Origin of the sequence: Methylophilus sp. TWE2, from assembly GCF_001183865.1 — a bacterium.
Taxonomy (GTDB): Bacteria; Pseudomonadota; Gammaproteobacteria; order Burkholderiales; family Methylophilaceae; genus Methylophilus.
In genome coordinates, this window is the sequence record NZ_CP012020.1 from 1524504 (window position 1) to 1550676 (window position 26173).

Sequence of the window (26173 nt, forward strand, 5' to 3'; positions counted from 1 at the left end):
AATCTTGGCAGGCCTCATGGAAAAGCTGGAAAAATACCGCGTTAACTCTAAAAAATTCTCCCTCAAGCAATATTCTGCAGATGATCGATCCGCGCGTAATGAAGATAAAGCGCAAGATTTGGCCGAGTTGGCAAAGCTGACTGAGGCGATTAATGCGCGGCAGGATATTTTGCATGCGGAGGGCAAGCATAAGGTGATTTTGCTGTTGCAGGGCATGGATACAAGTGGCAAGGATGGTACAGTCAAACAAGTATTTAGTGCTTGTGACCCGTTGGGCATCCGTCTGGCGAGTTTTAAGGCGCCTAGTGCTGATGAGTTGGCGCATGATTATTTGTGGCGCGTGCATGCCCAAGTGCCGGCCAAGGGTGAGTTGGTTATTTTTAACCGTAGCCATTATGAAGACGTGTTGATTGTGAAGGTGCATGGCTGGATTGATGGAGCGGAATGCAAACGCCGTTACCAGCAGATTAACGATTTTGAGCGTATGTTGACCGAGACCGGTACGACTTTGATCAAGTGTTTTTTACATATCTCAAAAGAGGAGCAGAAGGAACGCTTGCAAGAGCGCTTGGATGAGCCGACCAAGCATTGGAAATTTAACCCTAAAGATCTTGAAGAGCGTGCGCTTTGGGATGAGTACATGCAAGCGTATGAATCAGCTATGCAAGCCACCTCTACCGAATATGCCCCTTGGTATGTGATTCCGGCCAACTCAAAAACCAACCGCAATCTGCTGATTTCTCGCCTGTTGCTGGAGACCTTAAATGCGTTGCCACTGGCTTATCCACCTAAACCAAAAGAGTGGGATGCGTTAAAAATTAAAGACTAAGCGCTGGCCTTGCAGAATTTAATGATTTTACGCTGTGAGAATACGCGGTAGTTACAGTTTAATAGGCGAATTGCGATTATCATCAAGCCCATGAGTTTACGTTTCAGGTTAAATCTTTTAGTCACCATGCTGTCGCTCGTTTTTCTGGTCGCGGCAGGCGTGGTGCTGGTGCGCGATACCAAAGACAGTATTCGCGAGCGGGTAGAGGCAGCTACGCGGGTGACAGTGCAGTTACTGGATACCGTCATTGTCAGTTCGGCCATGAATCCCAGTCTGGGGCCTACGCATTATGTGTTGCAAGATTTTTTGCGCTCCCTGGGCTATGTGCGTAGCAGCCGTATCGAGTTATACGACTATTCCAATAACCCTTTGTACATTTCACCGACTTCAACGTTTAAATCTGAGATCAATCCACCGGAGTGGTTTGTCAAATTGGTCGCCCCGAAAGTGGAAACAGTGACGCGTCGTATTCGTTACGGTACATTGATTATCACCTCTAGTGCAGAAGGCTCTATCCGCGAGGCATGGTCCGGTTTTTTGCAGTTGATGACCATGGGAGTCGGTTTTTTTGTGCTGCTTAACTTGCTGGTGTATGGGTTGCTGAGTCATGCTTTACGGCCGGTCAGGCATATTTTGCATGCCATTAACCGCATAGAGCAGGGCGACTTAACCGCGCGTCTGGAGCGCTTTTCAGTGCCTGAGTTTGACAGGATAGGCTTGAGCCTTAATCAGATGGCGGTGTCGCTGGATGCCGAGCGGCAATTGGAACAGAACCGCCAGTTGACACAGCTAATCCAGCAGCATATTGAAGACGAGCGACGTAGCCTGGCACGAGAGCTACATGATGAGCTGGGGCAATATGTAACCGCGATCAAGACTTTTGCCGTCGCCATTGTCAATAAAACCAGGGAAAATGCGCCTGACATTGCGGCCAGTGCACAAACCATCGTCGCTGCGGCCAACCATATTTACGATGGTATGCATAATATTATTCGCCAGCTGCGTCCGGCTGCCATGGATAACATGGGCTTGGTAGAAACGCTACGCGACATGGTGTCAGGCTACCAGGCTCAGCATCCTGAATTGAATATTCAGTTACATGTGTCTGGAGAGTTCCCGCCAATGGGCGAAAACGTGAACATCAACCTCTACCGGATTGTGCAAGAGGCGGTGAATAATGCCATTAAACATGCCCATGCCCAATGCATCAACGTACATCTGCTGACGGATACCGAGGGTTTGCGTCTGATGATTTGTGATGATGGGGTAGGCATGCAAATAGAAACGGTAGATCAAACACAGCATTTCGGCCTGCTTGGCATACGTGAGCGTGTCCAGGCCTTGCATGGCCAGTTTAAAGTGGTTTCACAGCCAGACGCCGGTCGCGGAACCACTCTGGAAATTAGATTGCCTATACAATCAGCATAGAATAAAAGGGAGAGATAAACGTGATTAGTGTAATGCTGGTGGATGATCATGCCGTGGTCAGGATGGGCTTTAAAATGTTGCTCGAATCAGACCAGGAAATCAAAGTGATTGCTGAGGCCGAAAGTGGTGAAGCTGCCATCAAGGCCTATGTCGAACACCAGCCCCAAGTCGTGGTCATGGACATCACCATGCCCGGCATCGGTGGTATGGAGGCGATTGAGCGTATTTTGGCCAAAGATAATCATGCACGTATTCTGGTGCTGTCTGCGCATGAAGATTCCGTGCATCCGAAACGCGTGCTGAATGCGGGCGCTATGGGCTATGTGACCAAACGTAGCGCGGCTGAAGAGCTGATTAAGGCAATCCGCAGTGTGGCGCAGGGCAAAAAATATATTGAAGCTAGCGTGGCGCAGCAAATGGCTATCCAACAGTTGTCGGGTGAGCAGAACCCTGTCGATGTGCTCAGTGAACGCGAGTTTGAAGTGTTTATGTCGCTGGCGCGTGGTAAGTCGACCAACGAAATCGCAGAAACCTTATTCCTGAGTCCGCGTACCGTGGGGACGCATTTGTACAATATCAAGCAAAAGCTCAACGCGCAAAACTCGGCGGAGATTGCACTGATCGCTATGCGTTGCGGATTGCTGGAGCCTTAACACACTCACTCCAGTGACTGGTCGTTTATTTAAAAAGTCATTCTTGATTTTAAGAGTGACTTTTTTATTGGTTGCAAGAGCGCTTTATTGTTTGCTACGCGTACTCAATATGCCAAAAGCAGCAATCAGTAACATGCCGGCAATCTCGTGCAAGCTCAAGGTTTCACCCCAGACAATGATGCCTATTAACGTGGCAAACACCACGGTGCTATAAGCCAGACTTGCTACCGTCAGGGTGTTACCGGTGCGATAAGCACGCGTCAACGCCAGTTGGCTGAAGGTCGCCGATAGTCCCAGGCCAGTTAATAACGGCAGGTCTTGCCAGCTTAGGGCGGTCATATGGTCAATGAGCATCCAGGATACGCTGGCAACAGTGCAAACCAAGGTAAAGTAAAACACAGTTCGCCAATCCGGCTCGCCTTGTATGCCTAACTGTTTGACGTGAACGTAGGCCAGGGCGGCGCCTATGCCAGAGAGTAGGCCTATGCCGCCAGCAAGCAGTTGGTCCCTATGAAACGTGGGTTGCAGTAGCAGGCAAATGCCAGCAAATCCACCTGCGACACACATATTCAACACTAACCGTTGTTGACGTGTAAGTGGTTTGTCACCTGTTAGCAGCCATGGCGAGAGCAGGGCCAGGAACATCGGTGAGGTGTAGTTAAGCGTGATCGCTGTGGCGAGCGGTAAATGCGCGATGGCATAGAAGAACAGTAGCAAAGCCGTGAAGCCTATGCACGCCCTACGTAGCTGCATGGCGAGTAATGGTGTTTTCAAGGGCTTGCGTTGCCAGCAGACAAGCGCCGCAATCATCAGGAAACCAAACGCAGAGCGGTAAAATACCAGCTCACTGGAGGTGAAACGCGCCGAGCCTGCTTTCACAAAAGCCCCCATGATGGCAAATCCTAACCCTGCCAACAGCATCCAGTAACTGCCAAGGCGCCAATGCACAGGGTGCCAGTGTTTGGGATGCCTGTCACTTACTTGTCGGGACTTTAGCAAACAGAAGCCTAGCGCTGTAAATGGTCAGGCAGATGCGGCTCCATCTGCTTGCGGTACCACTGATGAAAGTGTTCCAGACCCGTTTCCATGGGATGCTGGTAAGGGCCACGTTCATCTTTGCCTAGCATAAACAGCCCTTTGCGGCCGTCATGCATGCGCTGGCAAATTTCTTTGTCTTCAACCGCTGTTTCAAAATAAGCCGCCTGTTGGGCTTTGATATATTCGCGTTCAAATAAGGCAATATCTTCAGGATAGTAGAACTCAACCACATTCTGGCAAGATTCAATGCCAGTGGGAATAATGTGAGAGACCACCAGCACGTTGGGATACCATTCAATCATGAGAAATGGGTAGAGTACAAACCAGATCGCGCCATACTTAGGCGTAGTGCCTTGCTGGTAATCAGTCACTGCTTGTTGCCACTGTTTGTAAACAGGGGAGAGACTGTAATCCGGCAATGGTTTGTAGCCAACCGTTTGTACGCTGTAATGCTCGCCAAACTCCCAGTTCAGTTCACCGCAATCGACAAACTGGTTCAGGCCCGGGTGGAAAGGCCCGACATGATAGTCTTCAAGGTAAACCTCAATAAAGGTTTTCCAGTTGAAATCGTAATGATCGACAATGGCGGAATCAAAGTGGTAGACGGTGAAGTCGAAATCTTGCTTGCACCCGAGCTGTTTCAGGATATTTGCAATCTCCAGGCCTTTTTGCTTGGTGGCCTGGTCATTGGTTTTAAATAACAGGCCTTGCCATTCAGTCAGGGCCTGTTTTTCGAGGTGCAGGCAGGGGTTTTGTTCGAAATGCGGCGCACCTAACAGTTGCCCGCCTAAATCATAGGTCCAGCGATGTAACGGGCAAACAATGTGTTGAGTATTACCCTGGCCATTGAGCATCACGGCCTGGCGGTGGCGGCAAATATTGCTGATGAGCTGAGGTTTGCCGGCTTGATTTACCAGGGCTGTTGCATTGTGCATCCAGTCCAGGGCGCGATAATCACCCGCATTGGGGATCATGCGCTCGTGGCCGATATATTGTGGAATTGCCGCGAACAGGTGTTTCTGCTCCAGCGCATATATCTCCGGATGCAGATACCAATCGACAGGTAATTGTGCGAAGCGAGTCTGGTTTTGTTCTTTGTTTAAAGAGGTGACAGAACCCATATGCCCAACTGATTAATCACTTGCAAAAAAGGTGAATTGTGCCCGAAAAGGGGATAAATGAAAAGTCAGAACCCCTTTATCCACTGTAAAAACCTGATTCAATCATTTGATTTTAATCAAAAAAATGTATGGTTCGTATCTGGCTGCCCCAAGGCTGGCGCCTATTTAAAGCAAAAACGAGGCTTAACCAACTCAAATAAATTCAGTTATAATGTTGGAGGTTTCTATGTATAACTATACGTAAACGATTATTGCAATTTTTAGGAGCAATCGAATGGCAAACTTATTAGATCAGTTGAAAGCAATGACAACCATCGTGGCTGACACTGGTGATGTTGAAGCAATCAAAAGTGTTAAACCTGTGGATGCAACCACAAACCCATCTCTGGTGTTGAAAGCCAGCCAAATCCCAGAGTACGCACCATTGATTGAGACTGCCATTGCTTATGCAAAAGCACAAGGTGGTTCCAAAGAACAACAAATTGAAAATGCTGCTGACAAACTTGCAGTGTTGATTGGCGCTGAAATTACTAAAGTGGTTCCAGGCCGTATCTCTACAGAAGTGGATGCACGTCTGTCTTTCAACATCGACGCGATGATTGCCAAAGGCCGCAAGCTCATCAAATTGTACGAAGAGTCTGGCATCAGCAAAGAGCGCGTACTGATCAAGCTGGCTTCTACCTGGGAAGGTATCAAAGCCGGTGAGCAACTTGAAAAAGAAGGTATCCAGTGTAACCTGACTTTGCTGTTTGGTTTCGGTCAAGCGCGTGCATGTGCTGAAGCTGGCGTGTTCCTGATTTCCCCATTCGTGGGCCGTATCCTTGACTGGTACAAAGCGAAAAACCCAGGCACTGAATACACACAAGAAACTGACCCAGGTGTGGTTTCCGTACGTGCCATCTACCAGTACTACAAAGAGCACGGTTACAAAACCGTTGTGATGGGTGCTTCTTTCCGTAACACTGGCGAACTGATTGCGCTGGCTGGTTGTGACCGTTTGACCGTGTCCCCAAACCTGCTGCAAGAGTTGGCAGCGACAGAAGGTACATTGGCGCAAGTGTTGAAAGACGGTGGCAAGACTAAAGATGTGCCAGCAAAAATGACTGAAGAAGAGTTCCGCTTCCAGTTGAACCAGGACGCTATGGCGACTGAAAAACTGGCAGAAGGTATTCGTGGTTTCGTAGCTGACCAGAAAAAACTGGAAGACGCTTTAGCCGCAAAACTGTAATATCGCACTGCGATAATGCAAACGGGCAGGAACCTGCCCGTTTGACTTTTAAGTCAGGCACAAATGGGCCTGCAACATTGACTTATTTTGGCTGCAAGCTTACTATGAGCGACCAGCTTGAATTGGTAGTACGCTAGCAATAGCATTTAAATTTTAATTTTTGGAGAAAAACATGGCATTAACACAAATGGCATTAGACTCATTGGATTTTGACGCAACTATCGCTTTGGCAGAAAAAGTTGCTCCACACGTTGACATCCTGGAAATCGGTACACCATGCATCAAGCACAACGGTATCAAATTGCTGGAAACTCTGCGCGCTAAGTTCCCAAACAACAAGATCCTGGTTGACCTGAAAACTATGGACGCTGGTGAGTACGAGTCTGAGCCATTCTACAAAGCAGGTGCTGACATCTGCGTAGTTTTGGGCGTATCCGACATCGGTACAATCAAAGGCGTAATCAAAGCAGCTAACAAATACGGCAAAAAAGCTCAAGTTGACCTGATCAGCGTTGAAGACAAAGTTGCTCGTACTAAAGAAGTTGCTGCTGCTGGTGCTCACATCATCGGTATCCACACTGGTTTGGACCAACAAGCTGCTGGTCAAACTCCATTTGCTGACCTGGCTGCTGTTGCCGGTTTGAACCTGGGTGTTGACATCTCTGTTGCTGGTGGCGTTAAAGCTGCTACAGCTGCTCAAGTACGTGACGCTGGCGCGACTATCATCGTTGCTGGTGCTGCTATCTACGGCGCTGCTGACCCAGCTGCTGCTGCTGCAGAAATCACTGCTATCGCTCACGCTTAATTCATTTAAGCATCAATAAGTAATTATTGATCAGCGAGACAAAAAACCCGACTCAGCAATGTGTCGGGTTTTTTATTCAATTATTTTTGTTTACACAGGATTAAAAAATGGATCATCAACAATTTATTCTGGATAACCTGAAACGCATTCTGGATGTGACTGATAAATCAAAAGCCGCTGAATTATTGAAGCTGGTTGACGAAGCCGGTTCCACATTTATCGGTGGTGCAGGCCGTTCCTTGCTGGTTTCACGTTTCTTCGCAATGCGTTTGGTGCATTCTGGCTACAGCGTATACATGATTGGTGAAGTCGTGACCCCAGCCATCAAAAAAGGCGACTTGTTGGTGCTGGTTTCAGGTTCCGGCGGTACAGCCACCTTGCTGCCATTCGTGAAAAAAGCCAAAGAAGTGGGCGCGAAGCTGGTTGTGATTTCTATGAAGAAATCTTCTCCTATGGCTGATGTGGCTGATCTTGTGATCCAGATTGGTCAAGATGACAGCTTCCCATTAGTTAAAGGCATGCCTATGGGCGGTCAATTTGAATTGTCCACTCTGGTGTTCCTGGAAGGTGCCATTTCTGAGTTGATCCACGCGAAAGGCCTGACTGAAGAAGGTATGCGCGCATTGCACGCTAACCTGGAATAATTTTCGGATTATCCTGACGATAAAAAACCGGCTTAAAAGCCGGTTTTTTATCGCTTATTCAGTCGCCTTCTAGGCAAAATCTGCGGCCGTGATTTTCTTTTGATGCAAGGCGCTGGCTACCAGCACACCAGTTGCACCTGCCTGATCTAACGCATGAATATCAGCCATGTGCCTGACGCCGCCGGCGGCATATAGCTGTTGGTTGGGCAGTGTTCGCTTGATCGTTGCCATTTTCTCAATATCGGGACCTTGATTGGCGCCAACCTTAGGCAGGCTCATGAGTACGGTCGGTTGTGTCCATAGTGTTGCATGCTCCTGTAAATCTGTTGGTCCATGAAATCCATCCTGGAAAAAATCCAGAGACAGTACGGCTTGGGCAGTCATTTTACGCATGGATTGATAGGTCTCTAGGTCAGCCATTGATTCACTGGCGATGATGGGCCTGATGCCACTGTCCAACCAGGGTTGTAAGTCTTTGTCATTTCTAAAACCAGCATCCACCCACCATTGCAGTGCAGGAAAACTTGCCATGGCTTGTTTGATCAGCTTTAAATGAGGGGCATGGCCAGTGATTGCATTTAAATCGGCAATATACAGGCAGTCGAACGCATAAACTTGTAAAATAGCAGCCACCACATCGAGCAGGGTATGACTATCCGTCAGTTGTGATTGAATTGGACGATAATGCTGGCGTTGCCCTTTTACGGCCTGTACCACCTGGCCATGCATCAAATCGATGACGGGAATAATATGCACAATAAATCTCGCTTGAAAATCTGGGTCTGTGAATATGTCAGTGCTGGCGGCCTGGCTTCCGAGCCTTTGCCTGGCAGTTTGTTGCAAGAAGGCTTGCTGATGCGCGATGCATTGCTGGCCGATCTCACTGCGCTGGGCGTTGATTGTATCACTAGCCATGACTGGCGCGTTGCAGCGCCCCAGCATGCTGCTAGTCAGGCTGTTCATCCCGATGATGATCCGTATACGCTTTGGCGTCAGCAATTAAGCACGCATGATATTGATGCCTGTTGGGTGATCGCACCAGAAACGGGGGGCATTTTGTATGACATGCATACCCTGGTACAAGCGGCGAACAAACCCTGGATAGGCTGTACAGCCGAAGGCATTCACCAAACCAGCGTCAAATCGCTCATGACAGACATGTGCCAGCAAGCAGGTATTCCTGTCTTGCCTTATGTGTTTCTAGATCAGGCGGAGCCTCTGGAAAGCCTGCCCTGGTACGGTGATGCCGTGTTGAATGGGTGGGTCATTAAGCCGGATGATGGCGCTGGGTGTGAATTAACCTATTACTTTAATAATAAGTTTGAACTTATTGAATTTGAAAATAAAAATAATTTAAATGAGTTGGTTTCTTCATCTCGTTGTCTTCTGCAACCTTACTTGCCAGGACGTGCATTAAGCATGTCTGTCCTATCTACCCTAGACCAGGTAAAAGTCATTGCCGGGCATGAACAATTGATTACAGTTCAAGAGGGCATGTTCCGTTTTCAGGGGGCGGGCGTGAATCAAGCGGCTGAATATCTGCCCGCCATGCAAGACCTTGCTGAACAGGTGCATCGTGCGATCCCCGGCTTGCTTGGTTATTGGGGGGCTGACATGATATTGACGGCGGACAATCAATTAATCCTGGTAGAAGTCAATCCGCGCTTAACCACGCCTTATATGGCTTTGTCTCAATTACTCAGCGCCAATCCGGCTGAAATGATTCTGGATGCCGCATTGAACCAGTTGCTCAACCCTGCTATTGCAAAGACTTCAACGACACTGAACTTGGCAACGGCTGCAATCGCTCATGAGGAGTCTTTGCCAGTATGAAACCACCAGTAATAGGTTGGGATATAGGCGGTGCGCATGTCAAAGCCGTGATGCTGGATAGCCAAGGCCAGATTTTGCGTGTATCGCAACAGGCATGTGCCTTATGGAAGGGATTGCCTTTGCTTGAAGCTGCCATCCAGCATGTATTACATGATTGGCGCATAGAATCTGAACGCTGTGATCATGCGGTGACGATGACGGGTGAACTGGTCGATTTGTTTGATAACCGCTTGCAGGGTGTGCGTGCTATTGCGCAAACGGTGAATGCGTATTTGCCACATGTCGGGTTCTATATGGCATCAGCAGCACAAGGCGCGCAGTTTACTGCCAAGGTTAAAGGGAATGAACAACATATTGCCTCCATGAACTGGCATGCTTCTGCGCAATGCTTGGCTACCATGCAAGAAGACTCTCCATTACTGGTAGTGGATATTGGGAGTACCACCAGTGATATTACTGTATGTGATCAACAGCAAGTGCAGCCTGCGGGTTGGACCGATGCTGAACGAATGGCCAGCCAGAGTTTGTTTTATACAGGGGTAGTGCGAACGCCTTTAATGGCTTTGGGTCCGACGATACAATGGCAAGGAAAAATTCGCCACATTGCGGCTGAATATTTTGCAACAACCGCGGATGTTTACCGCGTGCTTGGCGAATTATCACCTGACTATGACATGGCAGATACAGCGGATGGGCAGGGGCGGTCGGTGGTTGATAGCATGCGGCGTCTGGCGCGTATGGTCGGACACGACTTTGCTGATGCAGATGAACCGACTTGGCAATCATTGGCCGAAGTATTTAAAGAAAAGCAATTGGAAGTATTAATGCGCGCTATCCATATGACGCTCAATCAAGCGTCCACTCAACCAGTGTCCTTGCTAGGGCTCGGTGCTGGCAGTTTCCTTGTAGAGACCTTGGCGCGAAGGTTGCAGATGCCTTACCAGGCGTTTTCTGGCTTACTGCCAGCAGTTCACGCACAACTAAAAATAGATGTAGAAGTGTGTTTTCCTGCCTATGCGGTGGCGAGGTTATGGCAAACATGGCATTGATCACGCTTGAGTTACCATATGCCGATGGCATGCACTGGTTAAGGCAGGTCAAGCATCTGCCTTGGCCCATGTTGCTTGAGAGCGGAAGGGTGGAGACGTCTCAAAGCCAGGCAACTCATACACAGGCAGTCCATATTCAGGCAAGCAAGGATGAAGAAGTCAGCCTTGGTGCCCGGTTTGATATTGTCGTCGCGGCGCCAGTTGCCAAAATCATTCATCGCCGGCCATATACCGAAGTGCATGCCAATGACACAGTGCAGCAGTCAGAAGATGACCCTTTCGGCGTTATTCAGCAGTGGCTGTTGTTACATCAGGTTGAGCGTAGCGCTGATATCCCGTTTGCCGGGGGGGCGCTAGGCTATTTTTCTTACGACTTGGGGCGCAGTATCGAAGCGCTGCCAGAACTGGCGAATGAGGATATGCCACTGCCAGAATTGCTGGTGGGTATTTATGATTGGGCGATTGTGGTGGACCACCATCTTGGGGATTGCAAATTAGTGTCACATGCCAGATTCACAGAGCACAAGGCCCTCAAAGCCTTTCATCAGCAGTTGCTGCAAACACAAGTCGAAGAGGTGCTGTCTCCTTTTGAAGTACATGGCGAGATACAAGCCAATATGAGCCAGAAAGACTATGCGCAGGCTTTCCAGCGTGTGAAAGAGTATATCCGGGCGGGAGATTGTTACCAGATCAACTTGGCGCAACGCTTTGTCGTCGAAGTCAAAGGTGATGCTTGCGCAGCTTATGACCAGTTCAGGCAGTTGAGCCGCGCACCCTTCATGGCATATTTACAAGTGGATGATGGCAAGGGGATGCCTTTTGCCGTCCTCTCCATGTCGCCGGAACGCTTCCTGCAGGTTATTGACCAAAAAGTAGAAACACGACCGATCAAAGGTACCCGACCCAGACACCAGGACGTCGCTCTGGATGCAGAGGTCGCACAAGAGCTGGCCAACAGCATCAAGGACAGAGCCGAAAACCTGATGATTGTGGATTTACTACGCAATGATATCGGCAAGGTTTGTGAAGTCGGATCGGTCAAGGTCGATGCGCTTTTTAAATTGCAACGTTTTACCAATGTACATCACTTAGTGAGTATTGTTCGCGGGACTTTGGCCGCTGGTTTTCACGCTTTGGATTTATTACGGGGTTGTTTTCCTGGCGGCTCCATTACAGGTGCACCAAAATTGCGAGCGATGGAAATTATTGAAGAGCTTGAGCCTCACCGGCGCGGCATCTATTGCGGTAGTATTGGTTACATCGGGTTTGATGGTAGCATGGATACGAATATCGCGATAAGGACGTCTGTGATATGCAATCATCGCATGACCTTTTTTGCCGGTGGTGGCGTGGTGGCAGACTCGGATTGCGCGCGTGAGTATCAGGAAACTTTTGATAAAGCCTCGCAGTTCTTCAAGCTTGTGGCTGCTTATAACAAAATGAAAACTCAGGAACAATAACATGTGGGTGATCAAGCTCGGGGGTAGCGTGACACACTACGGCAGCTTGGTAAAATGGCTGCAACTGGTTGCGCGCTGGGGTGACGGCAAGGTGATTATTGTGCCGGGTGGCGGCATGTACGCCGATGCCGTGCGCGACTTTCAACGCATGCGTGCCGAGATGGCTGATGGGCATATCAATGACCAGCAGGCGCATGCACTGGCGATCTATGCCATGGATCAGATGGCGCGTAGTCTGGTGGCAATGGTGCCAGCGTTAACACTGGTACGCAATCCGCTAGAGATTGCAGAAAGTGGCTGGCAACATCGTGGTTTGGTGTGGTTGCCCAGCGAAATGGCTTTGAACCCGGTGCTTGTTAATGAGTGGGCCTTGCCTGAAACCTGGGACATCACATCAGATAGTCTGGCCGCTTGGCTAGCCTGGCAACTGGAAGCGAGCCATTTACTACTGGTCAAATCAGATGATCGATTGTTAGCGATGCATCATGGTTTGCAACTAGAACAACTTCAAGCCATAGACATGGTCGATCAAGGCTTCTCTAGTTTACTCAAGCAGGCCAAATTCCAGACCTGGATACTGCATCAAAGCCAATATAGACTTTTTGAAGAGGGGTTTTCAGGTCATCCGGATCAAGATTATTTATTGAAAACCGAGTAACTCACGCACGCAGATTTATTCTTTAAGTCTAATAGTTCCTGCTGAGGAATTTATTCTAAAGCATCACTTTTCTCAAAGCGGCCAAAATGCAGCATGATCGTTGGCAGAATCAGCAAATTGAGGATGGTAGACGAGATCAGGCCACCCACAATAATCGTCGCCATCGGTCCTTCAATTTCGCGGCCAGGCTCACCGCTACCAATAGCCAGCGGTAACAACCCCAGCGCGGTGACCAAAGCGGTCATCAATACTGAAGGCAAGCGTTCTGAGGCGCCGCGAATACAGGTTTCCAGATTCCACCTGCAACCTTCCTTATCAACGAGGTGCTGAAAATGCGAAATCATCATGATCGAGTTACGCAATGTGATGCCGAATAAAGTCACAAACCCAACCAGTGTGCCTACCGAAATCCAGCCACCTGTAAAGAAGGTGGCAATCACGCCACCGATCAAGGCAAACGGCAAGTTGGCAAAAGTTAGCATTAAATTACGCAAGCGGCCAAAGGCGATATAAAGCATCAGGAAGATCGCTACACCTGCTACCAGGGAGTGAATAATCAAATCCTGACGTGATTGGGCATTGGCTTCGGCTTCTCCAGAAAACTCCAGGTAGTTACCGCTATTCAATTGCAGTTTTTTATGTAGCGTGTTGCGTATCTCCTGAATTAATAAGGCTTGGTCACGGCCACTGATATTTGCCGTAATCGTTTGTATGCGCTTGGCCCCGGCGTGCAAAATTTTGGAGCGACCGCCTTCCTGTGCCACATATGCGACATCGGATAATTTCAGCATTTGACCTTCTGGGTTAAAAATCGGGATATTGCGCATGTCGGCAATATCATCCCGCGAGGCATCATTCAAAAGTACGCTAACGCCTATAGAACGGTTACCCATAAACACATGATTGACCGGCACCCCTTCATAACAGGCTTTGACAGTATCCAGGACATCCATGGGTTGCAAACCCCATAAGGCAAGTTTTTCCTGTTTGAGTCTGATGATAATTTCCGGGGTTTCCGGTGGTGATTGCACCATGACATCGCGCACGCCACGGATATTGCTGAGCAGATTCGCCACTTTCTGGGCATCCCTGTCCAGTGCATCCAGATCCTGGCCATAAATATTGATCACCAGGCCAGCGGCATAGCCGGAAATGGTTTCCTCAATCCGCTCGGTGAGAAAGGTGTTGATGGCAAAGTTGGCGCCGACAAATCCTAATTCTACCTTGCCATCAGCGTCATCATCTTCTGTTTCACCCGCAAGCTCTTCCCGAATATTATGCAGGATACGCTCTTGCTCGGCACCGGAAACGGTACCGATTTCAACTTCGAACTCACTGTAATGGGTGCCAAAGGTATCTGCTGCATTAGGGGCACGGCCCACCCATTGCGCGACGCTCCTCACTCCTGGAATGTCCAGTAACACATTGGTGACCTGGTTGCCCAACTTAAGGGTTTGCACTTCTGAAGTGCCAGGCACTGCCGTCATGTGCAAGATGTAATGGCCTTCACGCAGCGCAGGGATAAATTGTCCTCGGAATAAAGGCAGGACGGCGAGACCCAATGCAATACAAATAAAACTGGTTGCCAAGATCAACTGATAACGATGTTCGATCAGATGCAGCAATTTCACATAACGTTGTTTCAACCAATGCAATAAAGGAGAGTCTTCATTTTTAAGCGGTGCATTGGCGAGTAAGGCATAACACAGGGCAGGGGTTAGCGTCAGGGCGACCACCAACGATGCCAAAATCGCTGAGATATAAGCGTAGCCTAATGGGGCAAACAGTTTCCCTGCGACTCCTGATAGTGTGAGTAGGGGCAAAAATACCAGGGCAACAATCATGGTGGCATAGACCACAGAGCTGCGTACTTCCATGGAGGCTTGGAATACTACTTTGGCTGCGGGTAAAGGCTGGACAAGCAGGCGGTTCTCGCGCAAGCGCCGGAAAATATTTTCCGTATCAATAATGGCATCGTCTACCACTTCACCCAATGCAATCGCCAGGCCACCCAACACCATGATATTGAGGCCTACGCCATATTGGTAAAGGACAACGATGGCTGTCAGCAATGATAGCGGAATGGCAGTGGCAGAGATGACGGCTGTACGGACATTAAACAAGAAAACAAACAGTACTAACACCACCAGCACCGAGCCGATCAGGATATCGGTACGTAAGTTGTGGATAGCCGTTTCAATAAAATTTGCCGGGCGGAACAAGCCTTCATGCAGGGTAACTGCTTGTGTCGTCAGGCTGGGTTTGATATCGGCGAGTTTGCGCTCTAGTTGCTTGGTCAAGGCATACACGTTGGCACCTAACTGGCCCTGGACCGACAGGTATACTGCGGGTTGACCATTGACAGCCGCGGCACTGATAGAGGGAGCGGCGCCTTCGGTGACTTCTGCAACATCGCGGATGCGGATAGTGCGGCCAAGTTTGCGCAGCAGGGTGATATTGGCTAATTGCTCCGGCGTAGTCGTTTGGCCCTGACTATTCAAGATAATGCGCTGGTTATCATTTTGAATATAACCTGCACCGCGTACACCAGTGGCGCGGCTGGCAGCGTTGACCACATCCTGCACATTCAGTTGATACAGCATCAACTTGCGTGGATCAATCTTGATCTGGAACTGACGTACTTCGCCGCCATATACATTGACATCAGCTACCCCAGGAATGGCCATTAAGTGAGGAGTGAGATGCCAGTCTACCAAGGTACGCAATTGCATTAGCGAGAGTTTGTCCGAGGTCACCCCCAGCCCCAGCACAGTGCTGGCTGAAGAGGTTAAGGGCGTGATGTTGGGCACAATGCCTGGCGGCAACTGGTTACCTAGCATATTCAGGCGTTCGGCAACGATTTGCCGGTTGCGGTAAATGTCTGATTTATCCTGGAAGATGACCGTAATAATCGACAGACCAGGAATGGATTGTGAACGCAGGCTTTTAATTCCTATCGCACCGGAAATAGTATTTTCTATCGGCTGTGTGACCAGCTTTTCGACCAGACTGGCTGACAGGCCGGGCGACTCAGTTTGAATCACTACCTGTGTAGGCGCGAATTCTGGAAAAACATTCAAGTCACTTTGACTAAGGCTGTAGCCACCATAGACAATCACGAGTATGGCCAGGCCTATAATCACGCCATAAAAACGGATAGCAAACCTGACCAGTACCGACATCATGCGGATGGCTCCTGTTTGTTTGGCTGTGGTTGCAGCTTAGTCATCATTTTCGTTCTTGATCTGGAACTTGAATTCTTCTGAAAGCAGCAGTTGTGCACCGCGGGTCACTACTTCTGTCCCGGGGGCGAGGCTATTATCAAACCAGCCGTTATCCAGCTCAATGTCGGATGCGACAGGTTTGCGCAAAAACGTGTCTGGTTTGGTTTTGACATATATCCAGGCCATGCCGCCATGCCAGGCGATTGCCTGGTTTGGCACAATGACACCCTTCATGGAGGACGACGCGTTCGCCGGGACAACATTCACTCGCATGCCTACACGCAAGTAGTCTGCCGGAGCGCTATAAAAGTAAGTTTTGCCAATGTTGCTAATATCGGTCTGTATTGACTGTGAAACATAATCTGCCCGGATCGGAGGGATCTCATCCTGTATCGGCGATATAAATATGCTGGAGTTGCCTTCAGGCGCTTTAAAATTGAGCGGAAAGCTGACCTGTACCAGCACTTTTTTCTGCATCAGTAAATCATGGAGTGGGCCTGGCGTAGGGTGTTTCGTCACCAATGTGGCCAGCGGTTGTCCCCATTGGGCGATAATGGTATCGGTGAGTGCCTTGATTTGTGCTTGTGCAGTTTTGATCTGCGTCTGGTCATTAATCACTAGTGCCTGTGCTTCCTGTACGGCTTTATCAGAAACGTTTTTATCATCTTCGTTTAATTGCTTGTAACGCTGGTACTGTAACTGATGGTTTGGTAACACACTTTCAGCCAGGGCCAGTTGTGCCTTCAACTGCTGATACTGGCTGTTGTAGTCAACCAGTGTCTGGATGGAAATGACGGAGCCCAGCACCTTGATATTGCCGTGATAATTGTAAGCTTGTAAAGGTTGCACGCTAATGCCGCTGTTTTTCTGCGTGGCAAGATTCAGCTTGACGACTTGTAAGCCATTTTGTTCGGAAACCCTTAGCGGACTTTCAATTTCCTCTTCATCTTCACTCTGAAGGGACTCATATTCATCACGACCAACGAAAACTATCGTCCAGATCAGGATCACAATAAAAACAATCTGGGCGCCGATAATCCAAAGTGCTTTTTTATTCATTTTGCTGGCACCTCTTTATTTCTGGTTGGCAGATGCCATTTCACGCTGTGAAAGGGCAATGGGCTTTTGCATGACATTTTCGATTTCCTGCAAAGACCGCATGACATTGGCTTGCTGGGTGATCAGGCGTTGCTGTGCACTGTAAAACTGGATTTCTGTTTGCAGATATTCCGTTTTGTCTATCAGTCCCTGACGCCATTGTTTTTCCAACTGTGCCTTGCGGTTGGATTGTTGCTCGTATTCACGTGTCAGGGTCACTAGCAGATTGGCGGCACCACGATACCTGATCAAGGACTGCTCTGATAACTGGATTACCTGGTGCTGTAAGGCATAAAAACGGGTTGCTTCATTTTGGCGTACTTGCTCCGCTTGCGCCCACAGGTCTGAAGATTTGTTGAGTAAATTAAGCATGGTCCCTATGCCTAATCCCCAGATTTTATCGCCATATTCATAGGCGATGCCAGGGTTCAGCGACAAGTCCGGATAGCGTTTTGCCATTGCCAGTTTGAGTTGTGATTCGGCTTTAGCGTATTGCGCAAGTCCACGCTGGATATCCATACGATTGGTCAGGGCGTAATGCTGGATTGTTGCCGCATCGGCATAGGTTTGCGATTGCGCAAAGCGGGATTTCAATAGTTGCGAGAGCTGGATGGGGGTAATCGTCAGGGGCAGGTTGTTCTGCTCGGTCAAGCCAGCATCATGCAGGATTTTCTGTTCAGTTTGCCTGATTTGTAAGGTTAACTGTTGCAGTTGCCAGGCTGACTGGTCACGCTGCAGGCGGATGGGCAGCACATCAGCATTGCCTGCCATACCAAGATCCAGGCGCTTTTGATAGGCTGCCAGCAAAGCTTCCTGGGATTTTTGTAGCCTGGCCAGATTAGCCTGCATGGCTTGTTGCTCCGCCAGCTGGATCAGGTCCATGCTTAATTGCTGGCGTAGCATCCACGCAGTTTCCGAAATCTGGATTTTCGCAATATCGGCCTGATATTGCGCGATTTCTATATTGATTTGTCGTTTGTTGGCCGTGATGACCGGAATGTCCACCTGTAAGCCATAAGCCCACGGGTTGATATCACCATTGGCACGGTTGCTCTGGGATAAGTGACCATTCAGCCCCACTTGCGGGCGCAACCCGGCACTAGTGATGCCCGCCAATGCGACGGCATAATCAGACTTGGCCACTTTGAGCAGCGGGTGGAAGTACAGGGCCGATAAAGTTAAGCTATCAATATCCCAGGCTTGAATAGGCCAGGTGGTTTGAGGTGACTGCGTTTGAACAAACGTTTTAAAACCATTCTGTGTTGGCGTCGCCTGCTGTATGGTTTCTATGTTCTGTTGCTCTGGAATAGGGTTAGCCTGAAAGGCGATACCGCAGGCGGTTAACAAAAGCGGTAAAACGTAAGCAAGCAGGCGCATGGCATTGCAGAAGGCGGGTGCTAGTTGCACATTGCCCGGTGTTTATTTATTCAACAATGGTCGCGTGGGCAGCATCCAACGCGTCTTGCAGCAAGTCTTCCGGCAACTGGTTGATGGTGGTTGCCAGTAAGTCAGCTGCCTCAACCGTGCGAATTGGCAGGTCTGTGGTGTTGAGTTCAGCGATTAAACCAGCAGCCACACCGGTGATCTTCAGCAATAATTCACGCTCTCGCATTAAAAGCTCAAGTTCTGCCCTGAGCATGTTTTCTTCGGCTGAATGCATATTCCGTCCCATGAACAACTTAATTTATGATGATTAGTCCAGCATCTTGCAGTTGAACGGCGGGCTTGTCAATGTGAAGACTATAAGTTTGTGAGATCAGCTTAAAATGGGCTATAATACTGAATTGTCGGTTTTAGCTGACAATGATTGCGAAAGTGGCGAAATTGGTAGACGCACTGGATTTAGGTTCCAGCGCCGCGAGGCGTGAGAGTTCGAGTCTCTCCTTTCGCACCACCTGGATTGAATGGTGGTGGTAATGAATAAAACAGGCTTCCGTTCAGGGAGCCTTTGTTGTTTTAAGCATCTTACTCTAATCGGCTATCCATACTCTATCAGGTAATATTTTCATGCGCCCAATCGGGCTGCGACCAGAAAGGATCACTATGAATATCGTACAAACATCAAATGCACCTGCTGCCATCGGACCGTATGCGCAAGGGGTTGTGGTTGCTAATATGCTTTATACCTCAGGGCAAATTGCTTTGCGTCCAGATGGCAGTTTGAATGATGGTGATATCGTGGTGCAAACCCGTCAGGTGCTGGCTAACCTGCAGGCCATTATCGAATCTGCAGGCGGTACTTTGCAGCAAGTGGTTAAAACCACCGTTTTCCTCAAGAACCTTGATGACTTTGCCGCCATGAATCAGGTCTATGCAGAAGCTTTTGCCGGCCATACGCCTGCACGTTCTACCGTGCAAGTAGCCAAGTTGCCGCGAGATGTCTTGGTAGAGATTGAGGCGATTGTTGCTTTAGCATAGGTCTTGAAGTCCAGATTTTGTACTCCATATTGATAATGAATGAGCCGTTTTAGTGGCTTGTGTTGACTAGCAGAAAATGATCGTGCTGCTGCTTTCAGGATTGCTGGCTTAAAGTTTATTTCAATTCGGAGTTGTGTTATATTTTTATGCTCTTTTTTCATCATTTGATCACTTGTCTAACACTTTACTGTGGTCAGGTTGTGTGAAAATATGATTAATGCCCACTTGATGGCGCCCAATTACATAACCCATCGTTAAAAAAACGATTTTTACAGGAAGTTCAGCATGGCAGCAGTATCTGTTGAAACAGTCAGCAACTTGGAACGTCGCATGACCATCAAAGTCCCTTTGGCTCCGCTCGAAGGGCAAATCAGACAACGTTTACAGCAAATTTCACGTACCGCCAAATTTGCTGGTTTCCGCCCAGGCAAAGCACCTATTGGTTTGGTGAATCAACACTATGGTGACCAGGTGCGTGATGAAATTTATTCCAAAGCGGTTGAAACCAGCTTTGGTGAGGCTGTGGAACAGAATAAATTACGCGTGGCAGGTTTCCCTAACATTGAACACATCCCATTCAAGGATGCGGCTGAAGAGTTTGAATACATTGCTACTTTCGAAATTTTCCCGGAAGTGGCTGTCGGTGATCTGACAAAAGTCAAAATCGAGCGTCCAACTCTGGAGTTGACCGATGCTGACGTTGAGAAAACCCTGGATGTACTGGTTAAACAGCGCGTAAGTTACGAGCCAGTCAAACGCATGTCTAAAAAAGGTGACCGCATCAATATTACATTGACAGCGTCTATGGATGGTCAGCAAGTTGAGAGTACGGGTGACCGCGGGATCGACCTTGTCATCGGTGAGCCAGGCCGGGTGAAAGAGTTTGATGATGCATTGATCGGTGGTAAGGCCGGTACTGAAAAGACGTTTGATATTACCTATCCTGAAGATCACAACCCAGCCCAATTGGCTGGAAAAACAGTCACTTATGATGTGAAGTTTATCTCGGTTTCCCAACCAGTTTACCCTGAAGTGGATGCAGAGTTCGCGAAAAACCTGGGTGTGGAAGATGGCAACATTGAGACAATGAAAGCCGAAATCAAGCAAAGTCTGGAACAGGAAGTCGACAAGCGACTCAAAGCACGTATTAAAGAAGCCGTTTTCCAGGCATTGGTTGATGAAACCAGCTTCGAACTGCCCAAAGCGATTGTTTCAGCTGAAACCAACCGCCTGATGCAAGTTGCAGCGCAAAACTTGCGTCAGCGTGGCGTGGATCCGGCACAGGTTCCTATGGGGCCTTCTGTATTCGAGGCTCAAGCGCAGCGCAATGCCAAGTTGCGACTCGTATTGAGCGAGTTGGTTAATAGCAACAATTTGCAGGCAACAGCAGATCAAGTGCGTGCCATGGTAGATACGTTTGCACAAAGTTTTGAAAAACCGGATGAGTTGGTGAGCTGGTATTATGCTGATGTCAAACGCTTGGACGAACCAGCTGCACTTGCAACTGAAGAAAATGTGGTGGCTTGGGTGCTGGACAAGGCCAAAGTGACCAGCAAAAAAATTAAATTTGATGAATTGATGATGGCAGGTGCTTAAACCATGAATTATATGAACGCGAACGAAGGCATGATGCAACAACGTATGGAGCCGCAAGGTCTTGGCTATATTCCAATGGTCATTGAGCAAAGTGGCCGGGGTGAGCGTTCATATGACATCTATTCACGCTTATTGAAAGAGCGCGTTATTTTCCTTGTTGGCCCTGTCAATGACATGACGGCCAATCTGGTTGTTGCGCAACTTTTGTTCCTGGAAGCTGAAAACCCGGACAAGGACATTTCCTTGTACATCAACTCTCCGGGCGGCTCAGTGACTGCGGGCATGTCGATTTATGACACTATGCAGTTTATTAAGCCAGATGTCAGCACTTTGTGTATTGGCCAAGCGGCCAGCATGGGTGCGTTCCTGCTGACTGCAGGCGCAAAAGGCAAGCGTTTCTGCCTGCCTAACTCCCGTGTCATGATCCACCAGCCGTTGGGTGGTTTTCAAGGCCAGGCCTCTGATATTGAGATCCATGCTAAGGAAATTCTGTACCTTAAAGACAAATTAAATGGCATTATGGCTCATCATACTGGCCAGAACATTGAAACCATTGCCAACGACACTGATCGTGACAATTTTATGAGTGCTGACGCTGCCAAGGCTTATGGCCTGGTAGACCAGGTGATTGCCGCACGTAGCGCTGTTTAATCAGCGAGCAACCAGCAGGGGAATAGCATGGCAACTAAATCTGATAGCGAGAAGCTTTTATATTGCTCGTTTTGCGGCAAGAGCCAGCATGAAGTTAAAAAACTGATTGCCGGCCCGTCTGTCTTTATTTGCGATGAATGTGTTGACTTGTGCAACGACATTATTCGTGAGGAAATCCAGAGCCTCAACGAAATCAAGTCTGCAGACAAGAAACTGCCGACACCACAAGAAATCTGCTCTATCCTTGACCAATATGTCATTGGCCAGGTGCAAGCGAAAAAGAACCTGGCAGTGGCAGTTTACAACCACTACAAACGCCTGGGATATAACCCTTTATCTGAAGGCAATCAGTCTGGTAAAGATGATGTCGAAGTGCAGAAAAGTAACATTCTGCTGATTGGGCCCACCGGTTCAGGTAAAACCTTGCTGGCGCAAACCCTGGCGCGTTTGCTGGATGTGCCATTTGTGATGGCTGATGCGACGACATTGACCGAAGCCGGTTATGTGGGTGAAGACGTCGAAAACATTATGCAGAAACTGCTGCAAAAATGCGATTACGACGTTGAAAAAGCCCAGCGCGGCATTGTCTACATTGATGAAGTCGACAAAATTTCGCGTAAGTCTGACAACCCGTCGATTACGCGTGACGTATCAGGTGAGGGTGTACAGCAGGCTTTGCTGAAACTGATCGAGGGCACGATTGCCTCCGTCCCACCGCAAGGTGGCCGCAAACATCCTAACCAGGAGTTTGTGCAACTGGACACCACCAATATCCTGTTTATCTGCGGCGGTGCCTTTGATGGCCTGGAAAAGGTGATCCGTCACCGCTCGGAAAAAGGCGGTATCGGCTTCGGCGCTGAAGTGAAAAGCAAGGAAGACGTACGCGCCGTAGGTGAAGTGCTACGTGAGGTTGAGCCAGAAGATCTGATCAAGTTTGGCCTGATCCCAGAATTCATCGGTCGTTTGCCAGTGGTGGCGACGTTGGAATCCCTGGATGAAGAGGCACTGATGACGATTTTGGTCGAACCGAAGAATGCGTTGACCAAACAGTATATGAAACTGTTCAAAATGGAAGGCGTGGAGCTGGAGTTTGAAGACTCTGCCCTGCGTTTGATCGCTAAAAAAGCGCTTGAGCGTAAAACAGGTGCCCGTGGTTTGCGTTCCATTATGGAACATGCGTTGCTGGACCTCATGTATGAATTGCCATCGCTTAAGAGCTTGTCCAAGGTGATTGTAGACGCTGGCGTCATTGAACATACCTCTGAACCGATTCTGATTTATCAGGATACGCAAAAACGCGTCGAAAACGCACACTAAATCTTGCTTGCAATAGCCATCCGGCTATTGCAAGATAGCATCTACAACATTAGATGCTGCTTCTATTGAATTCTCAAAGAATGTTCCCATCTAAATGCAAAGGGCTTGGTCCTTTGACACTTTACGAAAGAAGCTATGACTGAACACACTTTGCTTGACTCCGAGACGCCTGACACTGCTTTAATCCCGTTACTGCCGTTGCGTGATGTTGTTGTTTATCCACATTTGGTGATCCCACTGTTTGTTGGCCGCAGCAAGTCGGTCAAGGCGTTGGAGCGTGCATCAGAGGGTGATAAGAAGATTCTGCTGGTGGCGCAGAAGTCTGCCAATAAGGACGACCCGACGGCTGAAGACCTGTATGAGATCGGCACACTGGCGACTGTTTTACAAATGCTGAAGCTGCCCGATGGTACGGTTAAAGTGCTGGTAGAAGGCCTGCATCGCGTACGTGTTTCAGACTTTGTCGAAACCGACGATTGTTTCATGGCGCTCGGCGAAGAAGTCGAGCAAACCGATCAGGACGATAAAGAGGCCGAAGCCTTGATGCGCACTGTCATGACCCAGTTTGATCAGTACGTTAAACTCAACAAGAAAATTCCGCCTGAAATCCTGACTTCACTGGCGACCATTAATGAGCCAGGTCGCCTGGCAGATACGATTTCTGCCCACCTGACACTCAAGCTGGAAGAAAAGCAAAAAGTATTGGAAATGCTCAGTGTGATTGAGCGTCTGGAGCATTTGCTTTACCTGATGGAGTCTGAAATCGACATCTTGCAGGTAGAAAAACGTATCCGTGGCCGTGTGAAACGCCAAATGGAGAAAAGCCAGCGCGAGTATTACCTGAATGAGCAAGTGAAAGCGATTCAGAAAGAGCTAGGCGAGCAAGATGAAAACGCCGAGATGGAAGAGCTTGAGCAGCGCATAAAGAATGCCGCCATGCCTAAAGAGGCGCTGGCTAAAGTGACTGCTGAGTTCAAGAAACTCAAATTGATGTCTCCAATGTCGGCTGAAGCTTCTGTCGTGCGTAATTACATCGACACGCTGCTTAACTTGCCATGGAAAAAGAAAACCAAGATCAGCAAAGATTTGCAGGCTGCAGAAGCGATTTTGGATGCCGATCATTATGGTCTGGACAAGGTTAAAGAGCGTATCGTTGAATACCTGGCGGTACAACAGCGTGTAGGCAAGCTTAAAGCGCCTATTCTGTGCCTGGTAGGGCCGCCTGGGGTAGGTAAGACCTCCTTAGGCCAAAGCATTGCCAAAGCCGTCAACCGCAAATTCGTGCGGATGGCTTTGGGTGGCGTGCGTGATGAAGCAGAGATTCGTGGTCATCGCCGGACTTATATTGGTTCCATGCCAGGTAAGGTGCTGCAAAGCATGACCAAAGTGGGCGTGAAAAACCCATTATTCCTGCTGGACGAAGTCGATAAGATGGGCCAGGACATGCGTGGTGATCCGTCTTCAGCCTTGTTGGAGGTGTTGGACCCGGAGCAAAACCACACATTTGCTGATCACTATGTTGAAGTGGACTATGATCTCAGCGATGTGATGTTTGTGGCAACCGCCAACAGCATGAATATCCCCGAGCCATTGCTGGATCGTATGGAGATTATACGTCTGTCTGGGTACACGGAAGACGAGAAAATCAATATTGCCCAGCGGTACCTGTTGCCCAAGCAGCTCAAGGCACACGGTTTGAAATCGACCGATATTTCGGTTGCGGAAAGCGTATTGCGCGATATCGTGCGTTATTACACCCGTGAGGCTGGCGTTCGTCGTCTGGAACAGGAAATTGCGAAGATTTGCCGTAAAGCGGTAAAAGAGCAGTTACTGGCCAAAGGTAAGAGCAAAACCGTCAAGAAAATTAACGTTGCCAGCAAAAACATTGAGCAATATCTGGGCATCAAACGCTACGACTTTGGTGTTGCCGCCAAAGAGAATCAGGTAGGGCAGGTGACAGGACTGGCGTGGACCTCCGTGGGTGGTGAATTGCTGACGATCGAAGCTGTGACTTTGCCTGGTAAGGGTAAAACCATTACCACGGGTAAATTAGGTGATGTGATGCAGGAATCAGTGACTGCTGCCATGAGTGTGGTGCGTAGCCGTTCCGAAGGCTTGGGTATTCCAACTGATTTCTACGAGAAGAAGGACATCCATATCCACTTGCCTGAGGGGGCCACGCCAAAAGACGGCCCAAGTGCAGGTATTGCCCTGACCACAGCCATTGTTTCAGTGCTGACAGGCATTCCAGCTCGCGCAGACGTGGCCATGACAGGTGAAATCACCTTGCGTGGGGAAGTCTTGCCGATTGGTGGCTTGAAAGAAAAACTGTTGGCTGCGCATCGGGGTGGCATTAAAACGGTCTTGATTCCACTGGCCAATGAAAAAGATTTGGTAGAAATTCCGGCCAATATCAAAAAAGACCTGGATATTCATTGCGTGAAATGGATAGATCAGGTGCTGGATTTGGCACTCGCCAGTGCACCGCAACCGTTAGCTGTGAATGCGCCAGCTGTTGAGATTGTCGCTTCTGGTGATGCGAATCCGGAACAAGCGGTCACGCATTAGTAAAATTGATGCGAATTATTGTCAAAAGGCCGGATTAGCGCTTGACAGCTCGTTTTGCGGCTTGATATAAAGACGGTACAGGATGTACCTGTCTTTTTAACTAGTTATTAGGGGAAACACGTGAATAAATCAGAATTGATAGATCATATTGCAAGTGCTGCTGGTATTTCTAAAGCCGCTGCGGCTCGTGCTCTGGATGCAACAACTGAAGCTATTTCCGGCGCATTGAAAAAAGGTGATATGGTGACCTTGATTGGTTTTGGTACATTCTATGTAGGTGAGCGTTCTGCCCGTTCTGGCCGTAATCCTCGTACCGGCGCAACAATTAACATCAAAGCTGCTAAATCTCCTAAATTTAGGGCTGGTAAAGGCCTGAAAGATGCTGTAAACTAGCATTCTTTGGTTGAGCAGCTAGTTTGCTCTGCCAGTAGTAGCAACACAAGTGGTTGTTACGGGTGCTTAGCTCAGTTGGTAGAGCGTCGCCCTTACAAGGCGAATGTCAGCGGTTCGACCCCGTTAGCACCCACCAAAACAATTTAAATTAAGAGTGCGAAG

Annotated in this window: 23 protein-coding genes and 2 tRNA genes; 18 read left to right on the top strand and 7 right to left on the bottom strand. The window is 48.7% G+C overall.

Annotation, left to right across the window (positions count from 1 at the left end; all coding sequences use genetic code 11):
- The first annotated feature begins 16 nt into the window (after nt 1–16).
- From ACJ67_RS07390 to ACJ67_RS07400, 3 genes are all read left to right on the top strand, one after another.
- Nucleotides 17–829 (top strand): polyphosphate kinase 2 family protein, encoded by an 813-nt coding sequence (locus ACJ67_RS07390; RefSeq protein WP_049638522.1) that lies wholly within the window; start codon nt 17–19, stop codon nt 827–829.
- Between the two features lie 126 nt (nt 830–955).
- Complete coding sequence (locus ACJ67_RS07395) at nt 956–2257, top strand: ATP-binding protein (protein WP_049638523.1); 1302 nt, start codon at nt 956–958, stop codon at nt 2255–2257.
- Nucleotides 2258–2289: 32 nt separating this feature from the next.
- The gene (locus ACJ67_RS07400; protein ID WP_049638524.1) at nt 2290–2910 is read left to right on the top strand and encodes a response regulator transcription factor; all 621 of its coding nucleotides are present in this window, start codon (nt 2290–2292) and stop codon (nt 2908–2910) included.
- An 84-nt stretch (nt 2911–2994) separates the two neighbouring features.
- On the opposite strand, the gene ACJ67_RS07405 is transcribed toward ACJ67_RS07400, so the two are convergent.
- Entirely contained in the window at nt 2995–3858 is an 864-nt protein-coding gene (locus ACJ67_RS07405) for a DMT family transporter (RefSeq protein ID WP_156171703.1), read from the bottom strand.
- Between the two features lie 59 nt (nt 3859–3917).
- Nucleotides 3918–5069, bottom strand: coding sequence for an aromatic ring-hydroxylating dioxygenase subunit alpha (locus tag ACJ67_RS07410; protein ID WP_049638526.1), 1152 nt, complete (start codon nt 5067–5069; stop codon nt 3918–3920).
- Nucleotides 5070–5343: 274 nt separating this feature from the next.
- Between ACJ67_RS07410 and tal the strand changes: the two genes are divergently transcribed.
- The 3 genes from tal (at nt 5344) to hxlB (ending at nt 7746) form a co-directional block, all read left to right on the top strand.
- Nucleotides 5344–6297, top strand: coding sequence for a transaldolase (gene tal / locus ACJ67_RS07415; RefSeq protein ID WP_049638527.1), 954 nt, complete (start codon nt 5344–5346; stop codon nt 6295–6297).
- 172 nt (nt 6298–6469) lie between these two features.
- A complete protein-coding gene (gene hxlA / locus ACJ67_RS07420; RefSeq protein WP_018985298.1) occupies nt 6470–7102 on the top strand; it encodes a 3-hexulose-6-phosphate synthase in 633 nt (210 codons plus the stop codon).
- A 107-nt stretch (nt 7103–7209) separates the two neighbouring features.
- Nucleotides 7210–7746 (top strand): 6-phospho-3-hexuloisomerase, encoded by a 537-nt coding sequence (gene hxlB, locus ACJ67_RS07425; protein WP_049638528.1) that lies wholly within the window; start codon nt 7210–7212, stop codon nt 7744–7746.
- A gap of 69 nt (nt 7747–7815) precedes the next feature.
- Here the strand turns inward: hxlB and ACJ67_RS07430 are convergent, their stop codons facing one another.
- Complete coding sequence (locus ACJ67_RS07430) at nt 7816–8502, bottom strand: HisA/HisF-related TIM barrel protein (RefSeq protein ID WP_049638529.1); 687 nt, start codon at nt 8500–8502, stop codon at nt 7816–7818.
- Between ACJ67_RS07430 and ACJ67_RS07435 the strand changes: the two genes are divergently transcribed.
- The 4 genes from ACJ67_RS07435 to ACJ67_RS07450 are packed head-to-tail and all read left to right on the top strand — an operon-like array spanning nt 8497 to nt 12746.
- Entirely contained in the window at nt 8497–9579 is a 1083-nt protein-coding gene (locus ACJ67_RS07435) for an ATP-grasp domain-containing protein (RefSeq protein ID WP_049638530.1), read from the top strand. The two genes, ACJ67_RS07430 and ACJ67_RS07435, sit on opposite strands and share 6 nt — an antisense overlap.
- The gene (locus ACJ67_RS07440) at nt 9576–10628 is read left to right on the top strand and encodes a hydantoinase/oxoprolinase family protein (protein ID WP_049638531.1); all 1053 of its coding nucleotides are present in this window, start codon (nt 9576–9578) and stop codon (nt 10626–10628) included. The genes ACJ67_RS07435 and ACJ67_RS07440 overlap by 4 nt, the downstream gene beginning before the upstream one ends.
- Nucleotides 10619–12088 carry an aminodeoxychorismate synthase component I gene (gene pabB / locus ACJ67_RS07445; RefSeq protein WP_049639823.1) on the top strand — a complete coding sequence of 490 codons (1470 nt, stop codon included), beginning with the start codon at nt 10619–10621 and terminating at the stop codon, nt 12086–12088. The genes ACJ67_RS07440 and pabB overlap by 10 nt, the downstream gene beginning before the upstream one ends.
- Before the next feature lies 1 nt (nt 12089).
- Nucleotides 12090–12746, top strand: a complete 657-nt coding sequence (locus tag ACJ67_RS07450; protein ID WP_049638532.1) for a hypothetical protein — start codon at nt 12090–12092, stop codon at nt 12744–12746.
- Between the two features lie 50 nt (nt 12747–12796).
- Here the strand turns inward: ACJ67_RS07450 and ACJ67_RS07455 are convergent, their stop codons facing one another.
- The 4 genes from ACJ67_RS07455 to ACJ67_RS07470 are packed head-to-tail and all read right to left on the bottom strand — an operon-like array spanning nt 12797 to nt 18728.
- Nucleotides 12797–15931, bottom strand: coding sequence for an efflux RND transporter permease subunit (locus tag ACJ67_RS07455; RefSeq protein WP_049638533.1), 3135 nt, complete (start codon nt 15929–15931; stop codon nt 12797–12799).
- A 36-nt stretch (nt 15932–15967) separates the two neighbouring features.
- Nucleotides 15968–17029 (bottom strand): efflux RND transporter periplasmic adaptor subunit, encoded by a 1062-nt coding sequence (locus tag ACJ67_RS07460; RefSeq protein ID WP_049638534.1) that lies wholly within the window; start codon nt 17027–17029, stop codon nt 15968–15970.
- Between the two features lie 15 nt (nt 17030–17044).
- Nucleotides 17045–18475: a TolC family protein gene (locus ACJ67_RS07465; RefSeq protein ID WP_231587117.1), complete on the bottom strand. Its 1431-nt coding sequence runs from the start codon at nt 18473–18475 to the stop codon at nt 17045–17047.
- A 16-nt stretch (nt 18476–18491) separates the two neighbouring features.
- Nucleotides 18492–18728: a hypothetical protein gene (locus tag ACJ67_RS07470; RefSeq protein WP_018985288.1), complete on the bottom strand. Its 237-nt coding sequence runs from the start codon at nt 18726–18728 to the stop codon at nt 18492–18494.
- A gap of 149 nt (nt 18729–18877) precedes the next feature.
- On the opposite strand from ACJ67_RS07470, the gene ACJ67_RS07475 reads away from it, so the two are divergent.
- The 8 genes from ACJ67_RS07475 (at nt 18878) to ACJ67_RS07510 (ending at nt 26147) form a co-directional block, all read left to right on the top strand.
- A tRNA-Leu gene (locus tag ACJ67_RS07475) sits at nt 18878–18962 on the top strand.
- A 149-nt stretch (nt 18963–19111) separates the two neighbouring features.
- Entirely contained in the window at nt 19112–19486 is a 375-nt protein-coding gene (locus ACJ67_RS07480; RefSeq protein WP_049638536.1) for a Rid family detoxifying hydrolase, read from the top strand.
- Nucleotides 19487–19771: 285 nt separating this feature from the next.
- On the top strand, nt 19772–21082 hold the full coding sequence (tig, locus tag ACJ67_RS07485) for a trigger factor (RefSeq protein WP_049638537.1): 1311 nt from the start codon (nt 19772–19774) through the stop codon (nt 21080–21082).
- Between the two features lie 3 nt (nt 21083–21085).
- Entirely contained in the window at nt 21086–21733 is a 648-nt protein-coding gene (clpP, locus tag ACJ67_RS07490; RefSeq protein WP_018985284.1) for an ATP-dependent Clp endopeptidase proteolytic subunit ClpP, read from the top strand.
- 27 nt (nt 21734–21760) lie between these two features.
- Nucleotides 21761–23050 (top strand): ATP-dependent Clp protease ATP-binding subunit ClpX, encoded by a 1290-nt coding sequence (gene clpX, locus ACJ67_RS07495; protein WP_049638538.1) that lies wholly within the window; start codon nt 21761–21763, stop codon nt 23048–23050.
- Between the two features lie 135 nt (nt 23051–23185).
- A complete protein-coding gene (lon, locus tag ACJ67_RS07500; RefSeq protein ID WP_049638539.1) occupies nt 23186–25618 on the top strand; it encodes an endopeptidase La in 2433 nt (810 codons plus the stop codon).
- 120 nt (nt 25619–25738) lie between these two features.
- Nucleotides 25739–26011: an HU family DNA-binding protein gene (locus ACJ67_RS07505; RefSeq protein ID WP_018985281.1), complete on the top strand. Its 273-nt coding sequence runs from the start codon at nt 25739–25741 to the stop codon at nt 26009–26011.
- Between the two features lie 60 nt (nt 26012–26071).
- A tRNA-Val gene (locus ACJ67_RS07510) sits at nt 26072–26147 on the top strand.
- The last annotated feature ends 26 nt before the right edge of the window (nt 26148–26173 follow it).